The sequence below is a fragment of the Bacillus sp. PK6-16 genome (genome assembly GCF_056530295.1).
Genome location: NZ_CP096511.1, coordinates 547,231 through 570,543 on the forward strand (window position 1 = coordinate 547,231; position 23,313 = coordinate 570,543).

General features: G+C 36.1%; 15 protein-coding genes. 11 read left to right on the forward strand and 4 right to left on the reverse strand.

Features of this window, described 5'->3' with window-relative positions:
- Nucleotides 1-20 precede the first annotated feature (20 nt).
- Nucleotides 21-482, reverse strand: a complete 462-nt coding sequence (locus M1D66_RS02710; protein ID WP_000635486.1) for a 2-thiouracil desulfurase family protein — start codon at nucleotides 480-482, stop codon at nucleotides 21-23.
- 80 nt (nucleotides 483-562) lie between these two features.
- Here M1D66_RS02710 and M1D66_RS02715 point away from each other — a divergent pair, with 80 nt between their 5' ends.
- Nucleotides 563-1,444 (forward strand): helix-turn-helix domain-containing protein, encoded by an 882-nt coding sequence (locus tag M1D66_RS02715; RefSeq protein ID WP_086388947.1) that lies wholly within the window; start codon nucleotides 563-565, stop codon nucleotides 1,442-1,444.
- Between the two features lie 17 nt (nucleotides 1,445-1,461).
- Here M1D66_RS02715 and M1D66_RS02720 read toward each other — a convergent pair whose 3' ends face one another.
- On the reverse strand, nucleotides 1,462-2,709 hold the full coding sequence (locus M1D66_RS02720) for an MFS transporter (protein ID WP_242554980.1): 1,248 nt from the start codon (nucleotides 2,707-2,709) through the stop codon (nucleotides 1,462-1,464).
- A 165-nt stretch (nucleotides 2,710-2,874) separates the two neighbouring features.
- Nucleotides 2,875-3,354 (reverse strand): GyrI-like domain-containing protein, encoded by a 480-nt coding sequence (locus M1D66_RS02725; RefSeq protein WP_000606648.1) that lies wholly within the window; start codon nucleotides 3,352-3,354, stop codon nucleotides 2,875-2,877.
- Between the two features lie 442 nt (nucleotides 3,355-3,796).
- On the opposite strand from M1D66_RS02725, the gene M1D66_RS02730 reads away from it, so the two are divergent.
- Nucleotides 3,797-14,026 (forward strand): isopeptide-forming domain-containing fimbrial protein, encoded by a 10,230-nt coding sequence (locus M1D66_RS02730; protein ID WP_242554981.1) that lies wholly within the window; start codon nucleotides 3,797-3,799, stop codon nucleotides 14,024-14,026.
- Between the two features lie 114 nt (nucleotides 14,027-14,140).
- On the opposite strand, the gene M1D66_RS02735 is transcribed toward M1D66_RS02730, so the two are convergent.
- Nucleotides 14,141-15,130, reverse strand: a complete 990-nt coding sequence (locus M1D66_RS02735) for an NAD(P)/FAD-dependent oxidoreductase (protein WP_000829785.1) — start codon at nucleotides 15,128-15,130, stop codon at nucleotides 14,141-14,143.
- A gap of 461 nt (nucleotides 15,131-15,591) precedes the next feature.
- Here M1D66_RS02735 and M1D66_RS02740 point away from each other — a divergent pair, with 461 nt between their 5' ends.
- From M1D66_RS02740 to pepA, 9 genes are all read left to right on the forward strand, one after another.
- Nucleotides 15,592-16,800: an NAD(P)/FAD-dependent oxidoreductase gene (locus M1D66_RS02740; protein ID WP_000856612.1), complete on the forward strand. Its 1,209-nt coding sequence runs from the start codon at nucleotides 15,592-15,594 to the stop codon at nucleotides 16,798-16,800.
- A gap of 121 nt (nucleotides 16,801-16,921) precedes the next feature.
- Nucleotides 16,922-17,428: an NUDIX hydrolase gene (locus M1D66_RS02745; protein WP_000415315.1), complete on the forward strand. Its 507-nt coding sequence runs from the start codon at nucleotides 16,922-16,924 to the stop codon at nucleotides 17,426-17,428.
- Entirely contained in the window at nucleotides 17,425-17,742 is a 318-nt protein-coding gene (locus M1D66_RS02750) for a YuiB family protein (protein WP_000027016.1), read from the forward strand. Before M1D66_RS02745 ends, M1D66_RS02750 begins: the two co-directional genes overlap by 4 nt.
- A gap of 86 nt (nucleotides 17,743-17,828) precedes the next feature.
- Complete coding sequence (locus M1D66_RS02755) at nucleotides 17,829-18,449, forward strand: 3D domain-containing protein (RefSeq protein ID WP_000920102.1); 621 nt, start codon at nucleotides 17,829-17,831, stop codon at nucleotides 18,447-18,449.
- A 195-nt stretch (nucleotides 18,450-18,644) separates the two neighbouring features.
- Nucleotides 18,645-19,532 (forward strand): decaprenyl-phosphate phosphoribosyltransferase, encoded by an 888-nt coding sequence (locus M1D66_RS02760; RefSeq protein ID WP_001206692.1) that lies wholly within the window; start codon nucleotides 18,645-18,647, stop codon nucleotides 19,530-19,532.
- 85 nt (nucleotides 19,533-19,617) lie between these two features.
- Nucleotides 19,618-19,962 carry an EamA family transporter gene (locus M1D66_RS02765; RefSeq protein ID WP_001183889.1) on the forward strand — a complete coding sequence of 115 codons (345 nt, stop codon included), beginning with the start codon at nucleotides 19,618-19,620 and terminating at the stop codon, nucleotides 19,960-19,962.
- Between the two features lie 11 nt (nucleotides 19,963-19,973).
- Nucleotides 19,974-20,396, forward strand: a complete 423-nt coding sequence (locus M1D66_RS02770; protein WP_086385262.1) for a divergent PAP2 family protein — start codon at nucleotides 19,974-19,976, stop codon at nucleotides 20,394-20,396.
- Nucleotides 20,397-20,411: 15 nt separating this feature from the next.
- Nucleotides 20,412-21,659, forward strand: coding sequence for a DUF6080 domain-containing protein (locus M1D66_RS02775; RefSeq protein WP_086385261.1), 1,248 nt, complete (start codon nucleotides 20,412-20,414; stop codon nucleotides 21,657-21,659).
- A 155-nt stretch (nucleotides 21,660-21,814) separates the two neighbouring features.
- Nucleotides 21,815-23,299 carry a cytosol aminopeptidase gene (pepA, locus tag M1D66_RS02780; protein ID WP_000487941.1) on the forward strand — a complete coding sequence of 495 codons (1,485 nt, stop codon included), beginning with the start codon at nucleotides 21,815-21,817 and terminating at the stop codon, nucleotides 23,297-23,299.
- The last annotated feature ends 14 nt before the right edge of the window (nucleotides 23,300-23,313 follow it).

Below are 23,313 nucleotides of genomic sequence, written 5' to 3' on the forward strand. Positions count from 1 at the left end.
AAAGGAATTGACGAACAGGGTCAATTCCTTTTTTTGTTTTCAAATTCTTCTTCTGAAATGACTTTAAAACCGTTTCTTTTAAATAAAGCAGTTGTCACTCCGTAACCAGTTTGCTTATTACCGTTAAATTCTCCAGTGTAAATCATAGAACTACCACAAGATGGGCTGCGTTCTTTTAAAATAATATATTCTGGGTTTAAATTTTTAATTTGTTCTAATGCTTTATAAGCACCATTTACGAAAGCTGCTGTGACATCTTCGCCATCTTTTGTCATCACTTTCGCTTTTCCGTCTAAAACGTCATCGCCATTCCCGCCAATAATTTCAGCGGAAGGACGAGGCGTTGGTAATCCCCCTAATACTTCAGGACAAATGAGGACTGTATCTTCTTTTTGTAGTAGCTCCTCTATTTTTGAAACGAGATTGTCATTTCCATCATACCGACAAGCGATACCACCTAAACAAGCGCTAATTACGATCATATTTTCATCTCCATTAAAAAAATATTAACTATTACGCCAATTTCACTTCCTGCCTCTTACTTATAAATGAGGTGATATAAATGGGAAGTTTATATAATTTAATGAAACCATATAGTGAATTTCGAAGTAAAGAAGAATTTAATACATACCAAAAACAAATTTTGAATTGCTACCGATTTCAATTGAATAAAACGGATGCTATCATCATTCATTTTTTAGGGAAATATGCGGTGAATGAGAAACAGAAAACAGTGGGAGTTGCTTGTCCGTTAATGGAGACGATTGCGACGAATGTTGGAAAGAGTATTCGTACAGTACGCCGCTCAATTGCAAAGTTAGAGGAACTAGGAATTATAAAGCGTGTTGCAACAAAAGAGAGACATAAGCGCGGCGGGTATAGTGCGAACTTATATGTATTTCTTACATCTGCGATTGACCGCATGGATGACCGTATGCAAATGTCCGCTTGTAAAATTGAGGATAATGCAACTGGCTGTAGTAAAAATGAGCAAAAAAGCGCTGGGGAAACAATTCTTTCTAAAAACATTCCACAAATAAAAGAGAAAAGAAAAGGAACGTACGAGCTTGATGAGACGTATTGCCGTCATGATATACCGAAGCCTTTTATATACGCACTGGTGCCGATGACGAGTAATCCGAAGAAAATTAATATATTTTGGAGTAAGGTCGAGCTTGCATATAAAAAGAGCGGGTTACTAGAACAAGGTGTTTTACTAGAGCAAATATTAGCTGACGAAGAAGTGTATGGAAATTTAATTTGGCGTGTGAAAAGTGTTGTAAGAGCATATAAATATGGGGAAATTCGTAAAGATATTGGGGCACTTTTATACAGTACAGTGCGAGATTTATTTTTAGAGATTGGATTAGAATGGGGAGCAGCATTAAGGAGAAGTAAGGGAATATCACTATTTGATCCATTCAAAAAAGAGCCATGTGTATAATACATGACTCTAATTAGTTAATCGAACTTCCTTACAACTGGAACACGAATCGCTACAAATAGTACGAAGACGATAACAGCTATTGCACCACTTTTCATAACGGTTACGATTGGAATTCCTATTGCAAGTGCAATGGATGTGAATGCATAAGAGAGCGGGATAAAGCCCATTGATGATAGCATAAGTAAACTCATTACGCGTCCCATCATTTCTTCTTTGACTGTCGATTGAATCATTGCCATAAGCGGTACAATCGCCATTGCGATTGTAATACCGTAAAACATGCCAGCTAATAGTGCTTGCCAAAGTACGGTACTAAAGTTGATGGCTAAGAAGAATATACCAGACAATAGCATCATGATAATACAAAATAGACCGCGTCTACGATTAATATTTTTTAAACCGACAATGATAGCACCGATTGCCATTCCACCGCCTACAGATGCCTCTAAGTAACTAAACTGGAGCGAATCACCATGCAGAACGTTTTTAACAAAAAGCGGGAAACCAACTTGCATCGGACCGATTAAAAATAAGTTTAAAAAAGCGCTACAAATAAGGAAAGTTGAAAGGAATGGCGATTCCTTTACATATAAGATTCCTTCTTTAATGGAAGTGAACATACCTTTATCTGTATCTTTTTGTTCTGGCATCGTAAATTGTATTTTTTGAACGAGTATGGCAGCGACAATCAGTAATAAAATCGTAATGGAAAAGATTGTCTCATAGTTCGTAAATTTAATGAGAATTCCGCCAAGTACAGGGCCTAAGATGACCGATGCTTGGTTCGTCATTTGTGTAAGTGAATTCGCTTGTGTTAACCGGCTTTTTTCTACCAATTCCGGTAAGATAGATCCATCTGCTGACCAGAAGAAAGCATCAGCAAGTCCAAAGAATAAAGCGAATAAAGCAAATGTATATAGCGTTACATCACCAACGATAAACCATGTGAGAATGGTTGCGACAAGAATCGCTCGAATGATATTGGAGTAAAACATAATATTTTTTTTCGGGAATTTATCAGCTACAGCGCCGCCGACAATCATAAAAATAAGCCTTGGAACACTAAGGGCTACGAAAACAACACCGAGTGAAGCTTCAAGGTTTAACGTTTTTGCTATGTACCACGTTTGTGAAAAAGTAAAAAAGGCTAAAGCAAAGCTTGAAAAAAGAGTAGCTGCCCAAAGAAAAAGGAAATTCGTATTTTTTAATAACGGTTTTCCGCTTCCTTCTAAAGCAGCTTTATTTTGTTGTAGTTCCTCCATATTGCTTCCTTTCTATGTGACGAATTTAAACTAAAAAACTTATTAACAATCGTTTTATACAGTTTCTAATATTTCTATACTGCACTTTCTCATTGTAGACAATAATAATGAATTTGCCCAGTAGCTATTTAACGACAAAAAAAGATGCCGAATGGGCATCTTTTTTTAGGCTAACGCAATATAAATATCCAATTGTGCATGATTTGGGTCTAATGCTCTTTCATCGTAAAGCTCAAAGTCTGTTGTGAAGGCACGTTTATTTTCTTTCGACCATTGCCAAATATATTCCCAAGCTTCGCAAACGACTTCAGCAACTGGTCCCTTTCTCGTTGTAAATACCGCATATGTAGCAGCAGGTATTGTTAAAGTTGTCATATTTTCAGGAACGTCTTCTAATGAAGAAACGGGCGTACCGATTGTGAATGTATATGTACCAGTTTCATCTGATTCGTAGTTTGAGTAGAAAGCAAATGTTGCTTTCGTTTTTTGGTTTGGGATGTGATGCATCATTTGTTCTTGGAAGTAGCGGTTCCAAAGCTCGGGGATTTTTCCTTTAGTAGATGCCTCTCTTTCGTTAGTCGTCGTAACTGAAACGCCGATTGCTTGGAAAGCTTCTTTTTTCATTATAATGGGCTCGTTAATCATGAAAATTCCTCCTTTAAAATAAGAACATTCGTTCCTGGTTTTAATATAACATATTTTTATATGTGAAGTTTTTTTTGAAAATTTTAATTATAAATAAAAAATAAGTAAAAAATGGTAAAATTTCTATTTCGTGTACAAATAGATTTGGGAGTATGTTAAGATTTTTATGTATCCTTTAACTGTTATATAAACCTATACAATAGGGCATTTTTTACTATGTTAAAAAATGGTGAAGGTTTGTATAAGTGTCCGATATGTATATATGCTATTTTTGATAAATTAAAATAGTAATATTCTATGAGATTTATATTGTTGACATTGGGATTTCAACGATACATTTTCGTAGGTCGGATTGTTGCGAGTGGATATATATTGCTATGTATACGGCTACGAAATTAAGTAGACGGATAGCAAGCATATAGAAAGGAGAAAGGTAGAAAATATGAAACAAGTATTGAAGTGTTTTAATGTCGTAACAATGATAACACTTCTCCTATCCATCATATTGCCTTCACCCAGTGCTTTTGCAGAGATAAATAAAAAAAGCTGGGATGAGTTACAAGGAAATGATGTGAAAATTAAGGCAGAGCAAGTAAATGCCGAAATATATAGGGGGGAAGTAGCTAAGAGGGAGCACGTATTTCAATATACGATTGAAAATACGGGAGATACACCAATTCAAGAATTGGTGCTTAAACAAAGTAATGAAAATAAAATTACGTTCCTCTCGCAATCTGTCAAAGTAAACGGAGAGAAGTTACCTGAAAATAAAGTAGCGGATTTCTATGTAGAAGAAAAAGATAAGGGAGGAAAACTTCTTTCTTCTAATCTTAAAATTCGAGATTTAAAATCACACGAAAAAATGACGGTGCTAATAAAGGCTAGCCGCACGCAGCATTTTAATAAAGAATACAAACAAAAGATTAGTGTGCAAAAAGATCAAGTACAAATAGGAAACATGTCTGTAGATGTTGAGGGAATCCCTTCTGAAGAAAAGGTAGCAGCTAATGCCGATGAGGAGGCTGACAGTAGTAAGAAAGAAGTTGGCCCATCAGCTAATAATACAATTAAAAAAGTTGATGAAAAGCTAAAAGTATCTGTAGAAGGTAAAAATAACCCTACATCAAAAACAGAACTACCAGAACAACCAGTAACCGAAGCTGAGAAACAGCCAGAAAAAGAGGCAGTAAAGCAGAGTGTTGCAGAAGTACAAGCTGCGTCAGAAAATGCTTCGAAGGTTCAAATTCAAACAGGAGATAAACAAGGATTTGGAGACCCGTTGTATTCTATAATTGCTCCTGGTAATTTAGTACAGACTGGTAATGTGACGCTTGGTTTGACAGATAATCATTATATTAGGCAAAGTGTTGGTGGCAAAACCAATAAAAAAGCTGTAGATGTTGATAATGATGATACTACATTTAATTCATCAACAGGTGCATTTCCTAACATTCCTGCTGGAAGTAAAGTGAAAAAGGCATATTTATTTTGGACAGCAGCTATGGGGACTCCAAGTGATGCAAGGACAGATTATAGAGTTAGCGATGAAGATGTAAGAGAACCCGTTAAAATGAAGATGGGAAATAAGCAATACGCTGAAATAAGTGCTGATAGTATACGAAAAGCGGATTATTTACCGTATATTGCAAATCACTATAGCAGTGGCGCAGGATATGTTGCATATGCTGACGTAACAAATGTAATTGCAAAACAAGGTCTTTCTCAAACGGTGACAGTTGCGAATGTACCACAAATTAAATTTGAAAAGGGCAGTGGTTACTACTGGGGCAACTGGAATCTTATATTAGTGTATGAAAACTATAAAGAAACAGTAAAAAATATGAAAATTTGGGAAGGTTTAGTTTCTCAAAAAAGTACAGCTTGGACAGATATTAGTGTTAATAAAATAAACACACCAAAAGAAGGTGCTTTTAAGGCGAAATTTAGTTATTTTTCATCGCAAGGTGATCCAGCTGATCATGATGGGTATGCCTATGATTATGGAGAGTATGATTTTGGGTTAGGGTATCAAAAGTTTAAAAATATTACAGGTAAAGATAATGATGTTAATGACTCATCTATGACAGAAGTACAAGTAGACGGTACTAACGAGTTTGTTACAAAAAAATATCCAGGATATAACCCGGATTGGACAAATTCATTCAGTACTGACATTCATACGTATCATCTTGAAGGACCGACTCAAGTAAAGAATGATTTGAAAGAAGGAAAAATGCGTTTTAGAGCATATGCTAGTACTGGTGATATTTACGTATTAAATAACGCCACATTCGTTACAGAGCATAATGCTCCAAACTTACAAGTTGATAAAAAGGCATTAGATAGTACCGGTAAAGAAGTTAAGGAAATTAAATCTGGTGAAGAGTTTACGTATCAAATTGAAGTGAAAAATGATACGAAAAATAATCAAGCACCGGTATCGAATGTAAAAGGTTTTGATAAATTAGATAATCGTTTAGAGTATGTTCCGGGATCTATTCAATATGTGTCTGGAAGTAATAAAGGAAATAAAACAGATAATGCAAGCGATGATGAAGCAGAGTTTGTAAATAATCAAATTGATTTCCGTATTGGTGAAGGTGCAAATGCTAAAGACGGCGGTGTTTTAAAGCCTGGTGAAAGTGCCATTATTACATTCAAAGTAAAAGTGAAAGCTTCTGTACAATCAGATACAACAGTAAAAAATATCGTTGTTGTAAAGGGACAAGATAGTACCGAGGTAAATTATGAAACTGCAGATGATGCAGATATTACGGTTACGACTCCAAAAGAGATCCCTGGAGAAATAGAAGCTAAAAAAATAGCATCTAATAAAACACCGAAACTAGGTGACGAAGTAGAGTATCGTATTACATTTAAAAATAAGACAAAAGATGGACGTCTAGATGTATTGACGATTGAAGATGAATTACCAAGCAATCTTGAATACGTGAAAGATAGTTTGAAAGCAGAAGGTGCAAAACCAGAGCCAGTAGAGCTGAAGTTTGAAAATGGAAAAGTAATTGCAAAGTATCCAGAAATTATGGATATGGAAGAAAGAAGTATCGTCTTTAAAACAAAAGTAAAAGAAACTGCAAAAATTGGTGAAGAAATTGTTAATAAAGCAACCGTTAGTGATAAAACAAATCCACCAAAAAATCTAGAAGAGAAGATTACACCACAGCATAAGGCCGGTAAAATTGCTGCAAAGAAAAAAGCAACAAATAAGAAGCCGAAGCTAGGAGAAGAATTTGAATATCAAATTAGCTTCCAAAATACGGTGGAAAACGGAAAGCTAGATGCAGTTACAATAGAAGATGAAATTCCAGCTAACTTAGAATTTGTTCAAGGCAGTGAGAGAGCTGAAGGTGCTGAACCAAATCCAGTAGAGTTAAAAGTAGAAAATGGTAAGGTAATCGCAAAATATCCAGAGATTACGGATACAAAAGAGCGAAGCATTGCCTTTAAAGTGAAAGTAAAAGAAGAGGCAAAAGCCGGAGAAACGATTGTTAATAAAGCGGTTGTGAGTGAGCCGAATGGACAAACTGAGCATCCAGAAGAAAAGATTACGCCGGATTATAAATACGGTAAAGTGGATGTTGAAAAAAGCGTAACGAATCAAACACCAAAACTAGGAGAAGAAGTGGAATACCGAATTACATTTTATAATACGGTAGAAAACGGAAAACTAGAAAAGGTGCTAGTAGAAGATACACTACCTAAAGGTGTTGAATACGTGAAAGATAGTTTGAAAGCTGAAGGTATAAAACCAGAGCCAGTAGAACTAAAAGTGGAAGACGGCAAAGTAATGGCAAAGTATCCAGAAATTACGGATACAGAAAAAAGAAGTATTGTTTTTAAAGTGAAAGTAAAAGATTCGGCAAAAGTAGGGGAGGCAATCGTAAATAAAGCAATTGCAAAAGATCCGAAAAATGAGCCTGTTGAATCAAAGGTTGTTATTACACCGCAAAGTAAAAAAGGTGAAATTGCTGCTACAAAGGTAGTTAATAATAAGAAGCCAAAGTTAGGCGAAGAAATCGAGTACCGCATTAGTTTTCATAATACGGTTGAGAACGGAAAACTTGAAGAGGTGCGAGTGGAAGATACAATTCCAAAAGGTCTTGAATATGTAGAAAATAGCATCAAGGCCGAAGGAGAAGCACCTGGACCAGTAGAATTAGCTGTTGAAAATGGGATAGTCAAAGCTAAGTATATCGATATTATGGATATGAAAGAAAGAAGTATCGTCTTTAAAGTAAAGGTGAAGGAAGAAGCAAAAGTAGATAAAGAGATTGTCAATAAAGCAATTGTTGATGATACGAAAAATCCACCGATTGAGCCGGAGGAAAGAATTACTCCGCAACATAAGGATGGAATAATTGATTCGAAGAAGACAGTAGATAATCCATCACCAAAACTAGGAGAAGAAGTAGAATACCGAATTAGCTTTAAGAACACGGTAGAAAACGGAAAACTAGAAAAGGTAATAATAGAGGATACAATTCCTAACGGTTTAGAGTATGTAAAAGGCAGTGAAAAGGCTGAAGGTGATAAACCAGCTCCATTAAAGTTAAGTGTGAAAGATGGAAAAGTCACTGCTGAATATGAAAATATTACGGATATGAAAGAAAGAAGTATTGTCTTTAAGGTAAAGGTGAAGGAAGAAGCGGAAGTAGGTAAGGAAATCATCAATAAGGCAATTGTGGATGATATGAAAGATCCGAAAGAACCAGAAGCGAAAATTACACCATTACACAAAGATGGAAAAATTAAAGCGAAGAAAAGCGTAAATAATGAAACACCGAAGTTAGGAGAAGAAGTAGAATACCGAATTAGTATGAAAAATACGGTAAAGAACGGAAAGCTAACAGACGTGATAATAGAGGATACTTTACCAGAAGGTTTAGAGTATGTAGAAAATAGTTTGAAAGCAGAAGGTGCCAGAATAGATTCAGTAGAGCTGAAATTTGAAAACGGTAAGGTAATGGCAAAATATCCAGAAATTACGGATACAGAAGAAAGAAGTATCGTTTTTAAAGTGAAAGTAAAAGAAGAAGTAAAAGTCGGTAAAAAAATCATTAATAAAGCAACTATTGATGATTCGCAAAATAAGCCAGTTAATCCGACTGCGGAAATTATTCCTCAGTATAAAGATGGAAAACTTGAAGCGAAAAAGATGGTAAATAATGAAACGCCGAAGTTAGGAGAAGAAGTGGAATACCGAATTAGCTTTAAAAATACGGTAGAACATGGAAAGCTAACAGAGGTAAAGATAGAAGATGATTTACCAAATGGATTAGAGTATGTGAAAGATAGTGTAAAAGTAGAAGGTTCTAAGCCAGATCCAGTGGAATTGAAATTTGAAAACGGTAAGGTAATGGCAAAGTATCCTGAGATTACAGATACAAAAGAGAGAAGTATTACCTTTAAAGTGAAAGTAAAAGGTAAAGTGAGCGATTCAATTGTTAATGAAGCGATTGTGAGCGATACGAAACATCCGCCAGAAACACCGACAGCAGAAATTATTCCGCAACATAAAGACGGAAAAGTGAAAGCGAAGAAGACGGTAAATAATGAAACGCCGAAGTTAGGAGAAGAAGTAGAATACCGAATTAGTTTTAAAAACACGGTAGAAGATGGAAAACTAGCAGAGGTGAAAATAGAAGATACTTTACCCGAAGGTTTAGAGTACGTAGAAAACAGTGTGAAAGCAGAAGGTACTAAGCCGGATCCAGTAGAATTGAAATTTGAAAATGGTAAGGTAATGGCGAAGTATCCAGAGATTACGGATACAGAAGAAAGAAGTATCACTTTTAAAGTGAAAGTAAAAGATGAAGTGAAAGTCGGTAAAAAAATCGTCAATAAAGCAATTATTGATGATACGAAAAATGAGCCAGAAACACCGACGGCAGAAATTACTCCACAGCATAAAGACGGAAAAGTGGAAGCGAAGAAAACGGTAAATAATGAAACGCCGAAGTTAGGAGAAGAAGTGGAATACCGAATTAGCTTTAAAAATACGGTAGAAAACGGAAAGCTAGCAGAGGTAACAATAAAAGATGATTTACCAAATGGATTAGAGTATGTGAAAGATAGTTTACGAGCAGAAGGTACTAAGCCGGATCCAGTAGAACTGAAAGTGAAAGATGGAAAAGTAATCGCCAAATATCCAGAAATTACGGATACAGAAGAAAGAAGTATCGTCTTTAAAGCGAAAGTAAAAGAAGAATTTAAGGTTGGTGAAGGCATTGTCAATAAAGTAGTTGTTGATGATACAAAAGATCCAACAACTTCAGAAGTAACAATTACGCCAGAATATAAAGACGGTAAGCTTAAAGCAGAGAAATTTGTAAACAATAAAAAACCGAAATTAGGAGAAGAAGTAGAATACCGAATTAGTTTTAAAAACACGGTAGAAAACGGAAAACTAGTAGAGGTTACAGTAGAAGATGAAATCCCAGCTGGATTAGAGTACGTGGAGAACAGTTTACAAGCAGAAGGTTCTAAACCAAGTCCGGTAGAATTGAAATTTGAAAACGGCAAGGTAATGGCAAAGTATCTAGAAATTGCGGATACAAAAGAAAGAAGTATTACTTTTAAAGTGAAAGTAAAAGAAGAGGCAGAAATAGGCAAGGAGATTGTTAATAAAGCAATCGTAGTAGATACAAAAAATGAGCCAGAAGAGCCTCGTGTGGAAATTACTCCGCAATATAAAGATGGTAAAATTGCTGCGCAGAAAGTAGCAAATAATCATAAACCGAAACTAGGAGAAGAAGTAGAATACCGAATTAGTTTTAAAAACACGGTAGAAAACGGAAAACTAGTAGAGGTAAATATAAAGGATACATTACCAAATGGTTTAGAGTATGTAGAAGGCAGCATCACAGCAGAAGGTTCTAAACCGAAACCAGTAGAGCTACAGGTGAAAAATAATAAGGTAATGGCAAAGTATCCAGAAATTACAGATACAGAGGAAAGAAGTATTGTCTTTAAAGTGAAGGTAAAAGAAAGCGTAAAAGTGGGAGAAGAAATCGTAAATGAGGCAATTGTAGATGATACAAAGAATCTGCCAGAAGAGCCTTATGTACCGATTACACCACAATATAAAGATGGGAAAATTGAGGCAAGAAAAGAAGTAAGTAATCATGAACCGAAGTTAGGTGAGGAAATCGAATATCGAATTATTTTTAATAATACGGTGAAAGATGGAAAACTAGCAGAGGTAAAAATAGAAGATGAAATTCCAGCTGGATTAGAGTTTGTAGAAGGAAGCGAAAAGGCTGAAGGTGAAGAGCCAAAACCAGTGGAGTTGAAAGTAGAAAATGGTAAGGTAATGGCAAAGTATTCAGAGATTATGGATACGAAAGAAAGAAGTATCGTCTTTAAAGTGAAGGTGAAAGATTCAGTTGCAATAGGTAAAGACATTACAAATAAAGCGATTATCCATGTTGATGATCCGAACCATCCAGTAATTGATCCGACAGCAAAAATTACACCGCAATATAAAGACGGTAAAATTGCTGCTCATAAAAAGGTGAATAATCATAAACCGAAGCTAGGGGAAGAAATCGAATACCGAATTTCATTTAATAATACGGTGAAAGATGGAAAACTGGCAGAGGTGAAAATTGAGGATGAAATTCCGTCTGGTTTAGAGTATGTGAAAGATAGTCTAAAAGCAGAAGGTGATAAGCCAGCACCAGTAGAGTTGAAAGAAGAAGCTGGTAAGGTTAGTGCGAAGTATGAAAATATCACTGATATGAAAGAAAGAAGCATTATCTTTAAAGTGAAGGTGAAAGATTCTGTTGAAGTGGACAAAGCAATTGTAAATAAAGCAATTGTTGATGATACAAAAAATCCACCAGAGCGACCAGAAGTAGAAATTAACCCGCAGCATAAAGCTGGTAAATTTAAAGCTAATAAAAAGGTAAATAAAAAAGATCCAAAGCTAGGAGAAGAAGTAGAGTACCGAATTAGTTTTAAAAATACGGTAGAAAACGGAAAACTAGCAGAAGTGAAAATTGAGGATCAATTACCAACTGGTTTAGAGTATGTGAAGGATAGTTTAAAATCAGAAGGTAATGAGCCAGCGCCAGTAGAGTTAAAAGAAGAAGCTGGGAAAATTACAGCGAAGTATGAAAATATTACTGATACAGCTGAGCGTAGTATTAGCTTTAAAGTGAAAGTAACGGAAGTAGCAAAAGTCGGTAAGAAAATCGTGAATACGGCAATTGTGGATGATGACAATCCGAAGAATCCGCCGCAAAAACCAGAAGCGATTATTACGCCGGAGTATAAGGACGGAAAACTAAAAGCTGAGAAAACAGTAAATAATCCAGCTCCAAAATTAGGAGAAGAAGTAGAGTATCGAATTACTTTCCGTAACGTAGTAGAGCATGGGAAAGTAGCGAAGGTAAAGATTAAGGATGAATTACCAACTGGCTTAGAGTTTGTAGAAGGTAGTGAAAGAGCCGAGGGAGAGAATCCGAAACCGTTGTATGTGAAAGTGAAAAACGGAATCGTCCTTGCGGAATATCCAGAAATTACGGATATGAAAGAAAGAAGTATCGTCTTTAAAGTGAAAGTGAAAGAAAAAGCTAAAGTAGGCGAAGAGATTGTGAACAAGGCGATTGTGGAAGATACAATAAATCCACCAGAGCAACCGAATATCTCTATTCAGCCTCAATATAGAGATGGTGCATTACAAGCAGAAAAAACAGTAAGTAATCATGAACCAAAGTTAGGAGAAGAAGTAGAATATCGAATTAGCTTTGAAAATACGGTAGAGAACGGAAAACTAACTGAGGTAAAGGTAGAAGATGAAATTCCAGCTGGTTTAGAATACGTACAAGATAGTATAAAGTCTGATGGGCCGGAACCACATCCGGTGGAACTTAAAGTAGAGAATGGAAAAGTAACAGCAAAGTATCCAGAAATTACGGATACGAAAAAAAGAAGTATCATCTTTAAAGTGAGAGTACAAGAGACGGTACAAGTAGGAAAAGAGATTGTAAACAAGGCGATTGTTGATGATAATAATCCGACGACTCCGCCAGTTGAGTCACTTATACCAATCACACCGCAATATAAAGATGGGAAACTAGAGGCAAGGAAAGAAGTAAGTAATCATGAACCAAAGCTAGGGGAAGAAATTGAATATCGAATTACTTTTAACGGCACAGTAGATGGCGGGAAGTTAGTTGATGTAAAGATTGAAGATGAAATTCCGTCTGGTTTAGAGTATGTGAAAGATAGTCTGGAGGCCGTAGGTGATAAGCCTGTACCAACAGAACTTAAAGTTGAGAATGGAAAAGTAACAGTGAAGTATCCAGAAATTACGGATACGAAAGAAAGAAGTATCATCTTTAAAGTAAAGGTAAAAGAATCAGTAAAAGTTGGAGGAGAAATAACAAATAAAGCGATTATTGAAGTGGATGATCCGAAACATCCAGTTATAGAACCGACAGCGAAAATAAAGCCAGAATATAAAGATGGTAAGTTAACAGCAGCGAAGACAGTAAGTAATAAAGAGCCAAAGCTAGGAGAAGAAGTAGAATACCGAATTAGTTTCAAAAATACGGTGGAAAACGGAAAACTAGATGTAGTTACAATAGAAGATGAAATTCCAGCCGGTTTAGAATACGTGCAAGGTAGTATTAGATTTGAAGGGGCTGAGCCCAATCCAATAGAGTTAAAAATGGAGTTTGGAAAAGTAATCGCCAAGTATCTAGAAATTACAGATACGAAAGAACGTAGTATTATTTTTAAAGCGAAGGTAAAAGAAGCGCCGAGTAAAGGGATAACAAATAAAGCAGTAGTGGACGATAAAATAAATCCGCCACTTGAGCCTACAGTTACAATTTTACCGAAAACAAAAGAAGATTTTAAGATACCGGAGGATCCGAAAGAACCGAAGGAGCCAGAAGTGAAACCAGAAGATCCGAAAGAACCGAAGGAGCCAGAAGTGAAACCGGAAGATCCGAAAGAGCCGAAGGAGCCAGAAGTGAAACCAGAAGATCCGAAAGAACCGAAGGAACCAGAAGTGAAACCGGAGGATCCGAAAGAACCGAAGGAACCAGAAGTGAAACCGGAGGATCCGAAAGAGCCGAAAGAGCCAGAAGTGAAACCGGAAGATCCGAAAGAACCGAAGGAGCCAGAAGTGAAACCGGAAGATCCGAAAGAGCCGAAGGAACCAGAAGTGAAACCAGAAGATCCGAAAGAGCCGAAGGAGCCAGAAGTGAAACCGGAAGATCCGAAAGAACCGAAAGAGCCAGAAGTGAAACCGGAAGATCCGAAAGAACCGAAGGAGCCAGAAGTGAAACCGGAAGATCCGAAAGAGCCGAAGGAACCAGAAGTGAAACCAGAAGATCCGAAAGATCCGAAGGAGCCAGAAGTGAAACCGGAAGACCCGAAAGAACCGAAGGAACCAGAAGTGAAACCGGAAGATCCGAAAGAGCCAGAAGTGAAACCGGAGGATCCGAAAGAGCCGAAGGAGCCAGAAGTGAAACCGGAAGTAAGATTGGAAAAATTAATTAAAGAGCCGCAAGTAAAAACAGAAAGAGAATTACCGAAAACAGGGGCAGCGTCTCCATGGATGATGTCAGTTGGTGCTGGAATTTCATTCTTAGTTGGCGGAGTATTATTCGTATTAGGTAGAAGAAGGAAACAATAATTTTTTTAGACGAAAAGCACACTGAGTTCGATAGTTTATCGAATTCAGTGTGCTTTCGTGGTATATAAAATAAAAGCTCCTTCCACGTATGGAAGGAGCTTTTATTTTTACATATTAAAACATGCTTGAGCTATGCATTGGTTGAAGTTTTGCATTTGGATCGAAGTAAGCTTTTGCATTGTTTACTGCTGTTGGTGCTTCACCGAAGCCGCAAGCAATGAGTTTTACTTTTCCTTCATATGTACAAATGTCACCAGCAGCATAAATGCCAGGAATATTTGTTTCCATTTTTGAATTTACAAGGATGCTGTTTTTTTGTATATCTAAGCCCCAGTTTTTAATTGGGCCAAGAGAAGAAACGAAGCCATAGTTTACAATTACGTCATCAACATCGATGATAACTTTTTCTTCAGTTTTTACGTGCTGAAGAACGACTTGTTCAATTTTGTCATCACCAATGAGTTCAACTGGAACATACGGTGTACTTACTTCTGCACGAGAATTCATTAAGTTTTCGACGCTATGTTCATGCGCACGGAATTTATCGCGGCGATGAACGATTGTAACTTTTTCAGCGATCGGTTCTAACATCATTGTCCAATCAACAGCTGAATCACCGCCGCCAAATACTACGACGCGCTTACCGGCAAATTTATTCATATCATCAACGAAATAATGTAAGTTTTTCTTTTCATACTTTGCTGTACCTTCTAATTCTAAGCGGCGTGGTTGGAAAGCACCATTGCCAGCAGTAATAATAACTGATTTAGAATAGTGAGTTTGCTTATTCGTAACAAGTTTAAATATACCGTCAGCTTGTTTCTCAAGCGTATCGACAGCTTCTTCTAAACAAACGGTTGGGTCAAATTTCTTCATTTGCTCTTTTAAGTTATCAACTAATTCTTGTGCGCGCACTTTTGGGAATCCAGCTACATCATAAATGTATTTTTCAGGGTAGAGTGCGGATAATTGTCCTCCAAGTTGAGGTAAGCTTTCAATGATTTTTACACTTGCTTGTCTCATACCGCCATAAAATGCTGTGAATAGCCCTGTTGGACCACCACCAATAATTGTTATGTCGTAAACTTTTTGATTTTCTGCCACTTTCATTCCCCCTATAGATGGAATTTTGATATTGATTTCATATATTGTTCATATGTACACGAAAATCCTGCAAATGATGACACTTTCAAATAAATGATAGCATATTTGAGTTCATAATACTTCTGAAAACGACTGAATTGTGTGTAAGTTTTCGCATAGGTTCTTTTTTATTGTATAAAATATACAGAAAGGAAAATACATGAAAAAAAGGCTAAAAAACCCTTGAAAACGCTATGTTATTTTAAAATATTGATAATTCTCCAGACGCTTGAATTCTGGAATAAAACCGACTAATATAGGGAAGTATTATGTTAAATTTCTATGACAAAATTCGTACGATTTTTTGACTGCGTTTTGTTATGATATAGAATGTGATAAATTCCACATTCTTGACAAATAGAGTTTTTAGTACTTGGTATTATTTCTCATTACTATTATATAAAGAAAAGGGTTGTGATTTGGTGAAGACTCCAAAAATCGTAGTTTTAGGTGCAGGTTATGGCGGGATGATTACGACTGTTCGTCTGCAAAAAGCATTATCTGTAAATGAAGCTGAAATTACGCTAGTAAACAACAACAGCTATCACTACCAAGCGACTTGGTTACACGAGAGCGCAGCTGGTACATTACAAGATGAAAAAATCTGTCTAGATATTCAAGACGTTATTGATACAAATAAAGTGAACTTTGTACAAGACACAGTAGTAGAAATTAAAGCTGCTGAAAAACGCATTATCTTAAAAGACGGCGAGTTAGAGTATGACTACTTAGTAATTGGTCTTGGTTTCGAATCAGAAACATTCGGAATTACAGGATTAAAAGAGCATGCATTCTCAATCGCTAACATTAATGCAACTCGTGAAATTCGTGAGCATATGGAAGCTAGTTTCTCTAAATATGCAACTGAACAACGCGATGAGTTAGTAACAATCGTTGTTGGTGGTGCTGGATTTACTGGTATCGAGTACGTAGGTGAGCTTGCAAACCGTGTTCCTGAACTTTGCAAAGAGTACAATGTACCACGTGAAAAAGCACGTATCATCTGTGTAGAAGCTGCTCCAACAGCACTTCCAGGTTTCGATCCAGCGTTAGTAGAATACGCTGTAAAACAACTTGAGAAAAAAGGTGTAGAATTCCGCATCGGTACAGCAATTAAAGAAGCAACTGAAGAAGGTATTATCGTTGCGAATGGCGATGACACTGAATTAATTAAGTCTGAAACAGTAGTTTGGGCTGCAGGTGTTCGTGGTAACGGTATTGTGGAAGAGTCTGGATTTGAAGCAATGCGCGGACGTGTAAAAGTTGATGAGTACATGCATGCTCCAGGATACGAAGATGTATTCATGGTTGGTGACGCAGCGTTAATCATTAATGAAGAAATTAACCGTCCATACCCACCAACAGCACAAATCGCAATTCAACAAGGTTACAATATTGCACACAACTTAACTGTATTAGTTCGTGGTAAAGGCGAAATGAAGAAATTCGCATTTGATAATAAAGGATCTGTATGTTCTTTAGGTCATGACGATGCAATGGGCGTTGTTATGGGTAAAAAGTTAACAGGTTGGAAAGCTTCCTTCATGAAGAAAGTAATCGATAACCGTTACCTATTCTTATTAGGTGGACCTTTATTAGTTCTTAAAAAAGGTAAATTAAAGTTCTTTTAATATATATTAGAAAAAGCAGAAACGGCTAAGAGCTGTTTCTGCTTTTTTCATATTAAAAATATAGTATAATATAAAAAAGAAAGAATATTCTGTCCGTTCTGAAAGAGGAGGTTATTACATCATGGAGAAACGAGGGAAGGTATGGCTAGCTGTTAGTGGTTTAGTAGCTACAAAAGATGGTAGGTGGCTATTTGTTAAGAAGAAATACAGTGGATTAAAAGGGAAATGGTCTTTACCGGCTGGTTTTGTAAATGAAGGTGAGACGGTTGATGAAGCTGTGAAACGCGAAGTGTTAGAAGAGACAGGTATTGTCGCTCATGTGAAGGGGATCATTGGTGTTCGATCGGGTGTTATTCGTAATGAGATTAGTGATAATATGATTATTTTTCTTTTGGAGCCTGAAGGAGAAAATATTATTATACAGGAGAAAGAATTGTCTGAAGTGGCGTTCTTACATCCGGATAAGATTGTAGACGATCCGAATACGTCTGTGCTTATTAAATATTTGTTAGAAGGAAGATCAGAACTACATCTTGAAGTGGACAAAACATTAAATCCAGGCGAACCATTTGGTTATACAGCTTATCACGTATTTACGGCACGTGCGAAGGAGAGGGGAAAAGAGTGAGTATACCGGTACTACTTATTTCAATGATGTTATTCTTTATTTTGTTCTTTGGAATTGGATTTTTACTCAACATGATTTTGCGAGCTACTTGGGTAATGGTTATTGTGTATCCGATTGTTTGTATGCTTATTATTAATAAAGCGAGTATGTGGGATTATTTTTCAAAACCGAAAGAAACATTTTCTTCATTTGGGACAAGTGTATCGCACTTAGGACAAGCAGACGTATTTATTCTATCTACTGGATTAGTAGGGGCTGCTTTAGCAGGAGTCGTAATCAAGAAACTTCGGAAAAGCGGATATCAAATGTTTTAATCTCCAATTAAGTTGGAGATTATTTTTTTGCATATTCCTTCATGGTATAGGGAATGATTAACGATGAAGGAGTGTGGAATATAAAAATGTTAAAACGATATTGTATTCGCATTATGATGACTTGTTTACTTGCAATTGCATTATGCGTAACATGGAATGCTTTCACAGGAGTTTCTTTATTAGAGATTGTAAAGAAGTATGAGGGAACGAGTGCAAAAGAAGTACATGCAGCAGAAGTTAAGAGAAATGTTGCTCCGAGTAAAGAAGTGATAAATGCTTTAGAGCAGGCAAACGACTGGTCTAAATATCGTTCAATTGAAATGACTGCAACAGGTTATACGTCGGGAATCGAGTCAACTGGTAAGAGGCCGGGACATCCGGAGTATGGTATTACATATTCAGGTGTTAAGGCGAAAAGGGATTTATATTCCACAATCGCAGCGGACTTACGCGTATTCCCAATTGGAACAATTTTATTCGTACCAGGTTATGGGTATGGTGTAGTAGCTGATAAGGGCGGTGCAATAAAAGGAAACCGTCTTGATCTATATTATGATACGGTGAAAGATGTTTATAGCCAATGGGGTAAGAAAAAAGTAAATGTGTACGTAGTAAAAGTAGGAAATGGTAAGTTTACAGAAGAAGAGTTAACGATGTTAAATCAAGACGAAACGATGCAAGTGTTTCGTGGTCAATATTTGAAATAGAATATATAGTTGATAGGGCTTCCTTCTGTATTTTTTAGAAACATTAATATAGAGGAGAGCCCTTTATTATTGGTATTTAATAACTGATTTTCAATGTTTAATTTATGTGTTATAATTTTTCCTGTATTAGAAGGAAATTACAATTGAATAGGGAGGGAAAGAAGAGAGTGACAAAATAGAAGCACTCTTATTATTATGAGGGAAGGAACTTTATCTCAACAAAATATAGTTGTATTGTTTTTTAAACAGTTACGCCCGAAACAATGGACTAAAAACTTGCTTGTATTTGCAGCGTTAGTCTTTTCAATAAAACAAGTATCTTTAACTATGGTGGCACAAGCTGCAATTTGTTTTGCGCTATTTTGTGCAATATCTGGCTGTGTCTATATTTTAAATGATTTTATGGATATCGAGGCAGATCGACAGCACCCTGTTAAGCGATATCGACCGATGGCATCGGGGGCATTAAATCCGTACTTTGCTATTACGGCAGGTTGTGTTATTTTAGTAGCGTCTTTAGTAGTTTCATATATATTAAATCCGTTATTGTGCTTAGTATTAGCAGCCTATTTTATTTTAAATGTAGCGTATTCAATTCGTTTAAAGCACGTTGTACTCATTGATATTTTAATTATTGCATCTGGATTTGTTTTACGAGCATTGGCCGGTGGATTAGTTATTCAAGTGCCATTTACACCGTGGTTTTTATTATGTACATTATTACTGTCACTATTCTTGGCTATTAATAAAAGAAGACATGAATTAGTATTGTTACAGAATAATAAAGGTTCTCATAGAAAAGTATTAGAAAGTTATTCTCCTGCTTTGTTAGACCAATTAAGTACAATTGTTACGTCGGCAACTATTGTAACTTATGCTATCTTTACTTTTAATGCAGGGAAAAGTATCTATTTAATGTGGACAATCCCATTTGTAATTTACGGGATTTTTCGTTATTTATATTTAGTTCACATGGAAGATAAAGGTGGAGAACCAGATAAAGTTTTATTAGAGGATCAGCATATTTTAATAACAGTGTTGTTATATGCGATAACAGTTATTATTATACTATTGAACTTTTAATTACTCTATTCGGGTTTGTTAAAACGTTTAAGAGGAGAGTCTTAAACGTTTTTTATTTGGAATAAAACAGTTAAGGAGTATAGAGATGCAACAATTTTTGATGATTATTTTATCAGTTGGTATGGGAGTTGTAGGGCAAATTTTATTAAAGTTTGGCGCAATGAAATCACAAAGTTCAGCGGCTGTAGGTATTATGAATTTCATTAACGTACCGAACTTTTTCGGACTAGCTTTTTACGGTTTAAGTGCATTATTATGGATGATTGTGCTGAGAAAGGTTGATTTAAGTTATGCATACCCAATGGTGAGTTTCGGATATGTATTTGTTATTATTGCGTCAGCATTATTATTTGGTGAAACAATCAATTTCATGAAAATTGCTGGAATGGTATGTATAGTAGCTGGCATTTTATTTATTGCAAAATCATAGGAGGTAAAGCAATGGGAACATATTTATATTGTATACTTCCATTTATAGCTTGGGTAGCTTCGGGAGTATTGAAATTTTTAGTGAATTATCTTCGTTCTGGAAAAGATGCTTTTCGTTTAGTTGGAAACGGTGGATTTCCTAGTACGCATACAACGATTTTATCAAGTATGGTCATGACAATAGGGTTTCATGAAGGTTTTAATACGCCGATGTTTGGAATCGGGATGGCAATTTTAACAATTGTTATCATTGATGCCACAGGACTTCGCCGTACAGTTGGTAAACATGCAAAAATGTTGAATAAACATATTAGTTCGAAAGAAGAGAAATTAAGAGAGCGTCAAGGACATCATTGGCATGAGATTTTTGGTGGACTTGTGTTAGGAACAGTTATTGGGTACGTGGCACATCTAATTATGGTATTTCTACCTTAGAGAGGAGAAGAAGCATTGAGTATTTGGAATAATTATAAAGGAAAGGGGATATTAGCCCTTGTCCTTTTCATTTTTTATTGTTCGTTTTATTTTTTCATTGGTTGGAAAATGGATACTCACTCCAAAATTTTGAGTGGGGAGTGGAGTGATACCTATTTTTCTTTTGATCAAGGATATTACATTTTTGGTTTTTTCCTTGAGAGAGGAGAGATAGTAGGGATGAGCTGGTTCCGACATCCATTCCTTTATTATTTTGTTCAAGGATTCATGTGGATACTTGAAACAGTAAAAGTAGGGAATATAGTACACGGTATTATATTCATTCAAGCATTCTTAAGCGCAATTAGTGTAGTGATGATCTATGCATTATGCTGTAAAATTTGTAAGAACGTAATTGTTTCTTTCCTACTAGCGATCACGTACGGATTCTCAGCTACTATGTTAGTTATTACGTGGACACCGGAATCTTTTATTTATGCCAATTTCACATTGGTACTGATGTGTTTTGTGTGTTATCCATTTATTACTGGGGAAAAAGAAGCAAAAATGGGATTCAATATTACCAATATATTATTGGCATTAGGAATAACTGGGGTCACTTTAACAAATTCGTTTCTGTGGTTTTTAGGTAGTATAATGAGTTATAAAAAATTGCAGAAAAAAATTATTTGGACTAGTATCTCTATTGTTATTGTCGTGATTACGTTTGTTTTAGTAATGAACGCAAATAATGTAGTTCTTATCGAGGCAGTGAAGTCTAGTATGGGCTTTACGCAAGAACAGAGTTTTTCACCAGAATACGTTAAACCAGTAGGTATATTGATGTTTCATCTATTATTAGGATCTTCCTTTATCTTTGGTAAATTTTCAGAAGTACCATTGCGAGTAGGAAGTGAAGTTGCACATTTGAACCTTCTTCCTTCACATACTATAATCGGTTGGATTGTAGTTGTATCCGTGTATGCTTTTATATTGGTAGTTGTATGGAAAAACTTTTTAAAAGAACCTTTTGTAAGGTTTTTAAGTTTATGTTTACTATTTAATATTGTTTTACATGGAATTGTTGGTTTTGGAGCATCTGAAGCATTTATTTATGGGGCACATATGGTATTTACAATACCTTTATTATTGGCATATGGCTTTAAAGTGATGAGACGTATAAAAGTAGTTGGTTTATGTATAATATTACTATTAATATTAATAAATAATTTTGAGAGTATGTTATATTTCTATCATTTTGCAGTCTCGAACTACTCTTTATAATAAGGTTTATTTTTAATAAAAGGGTACTTTAGATAGGATATCTAAAGTACCCTTTTATTATTCCTTAAAAATAGATACAAAATAGAAGTCCGAATTATCGCATTTTAGAAAAAATATAGTTATAATAAAAATAGAGAAATTTAGGGGGTCTGAACATGTTTCAAGTACAGAAGGAATTAGCAGGTCATGAAGCAGTAATTATCGCTTTATTTGAAGAAGAGAAAATGAGTAGTTTTGTACAAGAACTGGACAAAGCGTTTGAAGGACAATTACAAGTTTTACTAGAAGAGAAAGAATTATCTACGAAGAAAAAGGCCATTTCGAAAGTACATAGCTTAGGGAAAACAAATGTGAAACGTTATTATTTTGTTGGTTTAGGCAAGAAAGAATCTTACACGACAGAAACGTTACGTGCGGCTCTTGGTAAGGCGTTTAAAACACTGCAAGCAGCAAAAGTACAAGATGCAGCAATGTTACTGGATTCTTTCGTAACAGAGAAATTAGACGCGATTGATGTCGCTCATATTGCGGCAGAGGTACAAGGCCTTGGTACATATGAGTTACAAACGTATAAATCAGATAAAAAGGATTGTGTAGAGTTAGAGAAGTTCACGGCTATTACAGCGGAAGATGCACAAGAAATTGAAGCAGCATTAACAGTTGGCTACGTACATGGACGTGCAACAAATTCAGCTCGTACACTTGTAAATATGCCGCCAAACGTATTAACAGCGACAAAGCTTGCTGAGTATGCTGTTGAATTAGCGGAGAAGTATGATATGGACTATAAAGTTCTTGAGAAAGAAGAGATGGAAGATCTTGGTATGGGTGCGTTACTTGCAGTAAACCAAGGTAGTGTAGAGCCACCAAAAATGATTGCTCTTATTTATAAAGGAAAAGAAGAGTGGACAGATGTCATTGGATTCGTTGGAAAAGGTATTACATACGATACAGGTGGTTATTCTTTAAAACCACGTGAAGGCATGGTTGGTATGAAAGGTGATATGGGAGGTGCAGCTGCTGTATTAGGTGCGATGGAAATTATCGGTGAACTTCGCCCAGAACAAAATGTGATCGCTGTTATTCCTTCAACTGATAACGTTGTAAGTGGTACGGCATTTAAGCCAGACGATGTAATCACATCTATGAGCGGAAAAACAATTGAAGTATTAAATACGGATGCAGAAGGTCGTCTAGCTTTAGCTGACGGTATTACGTATGCGAAAAAACTTGGTGCAAACTACCTTGTTGATGTTGCAACATTAACAGGCGGTGTAATTGTTGCACTTGGAAACTATACGACAGGCGCAATGACAAATAATGAAGAGTTATTTGAGCAAGTGCTAGAGGCTTCTATGGAAACAGATGAGCCAATTTGGCAACTACCGATTTTTGATCGTGATAAAGAACGTGTGAGAAACAGTAAGTTTGCTGATTTAAATAACTCACCAGGCCGTGAAGGACATGCGGTTATGGCAGGTACATTCTTAGGCGAATTCGCTGAAGATACACCGTGGGTACACTTAGATATCGCTGGAACATCAGAAACAAAAGGCGCGCACGACTTAGGTCCAGCTGGAGCAACTGGTGCAATGGTACGTACACTTGCAACACTTGTGGAGCGTTTCGGAGAAGAATAATTTTTTAAAGAAAA

Bases quoted from the DNA above. Each gene is read 5' to 3' on its own strand.
- M1D66_RS02720 (WP_242554980.1), bottom strand. From the start codon at position 2,709: ATGGAGGAACTACAACAAAATAAAGCTGCTTTAGAAGGAAGCGGAAAA.
- M1D66_RS02725 (WP_000606648.1), bottom strand. From the start codon at position 3,354: ATGATTAACGAGCCCATTATAATGAAAAAAGAAGCTTTCCAAGCAATC.
- M1D66_RS02730 (WP_242554981.1), top strand. From the start codon at position 3,797: ATGAAACAAGTATTGAAGTGTTTTAATGTCGTAACAATGATAACACTT.
- M1D66_RS02755 (WP_000920102.1), top strand. From the start codon at position 17,829: ATGTTAAAACGATATTGTATTCGCATTATGATGACTTGTTTACTTGCA.
- M1D66_RS02765 (WP_001183889.1), top strand. From the start codon at position 19,618: ATGCAACAATTTTTGATGATTATTTTATCAGTTGGTATGGGAGTTGTA.
- M1D66_RS02710 (WP_000635486.1), bottom strand. From the start codon at position 482: ATGATCGTAATTAGCGCTTGTTTAGGTGGTATCGCTTGTCGGTATGAT.
- M1D66_RS02715 (WP_086388947.1), top strand. From the start codon at position 563: ATGGGAAGTTTATATAATTTAATGAAACCATATAGTGAATTTCGAAGT.
- pepA (WP_000487941.1), top strand. From the start codon at position 21,815: ATGTTTCAAGTACAGAAGGAATTAGCAGGTCATGAAGCAGTAATTATC.
- M1D66_RS02745 (WP_000415315.1), top strand. From the start codon at position 16,922: ATGGAGAAACGAGGGAAGGTATGGCTAGCTGTTAGTGGTTTAGTAGCT.
- M1D66_RS02770 (WP_086385262.1), top strand. From the start codon at position 19,974: ATGGGAACATATTTATATTGTATACTTCCATTTATAGCTTGGGTAGCT.
- M1D66_RS02760 (WP_001206692.1), top strand. From the start codon at position 18,645: ATGAGGGAAGGAACTTTATCTCAACAAAATATAGTTGTATTGTTTTTT.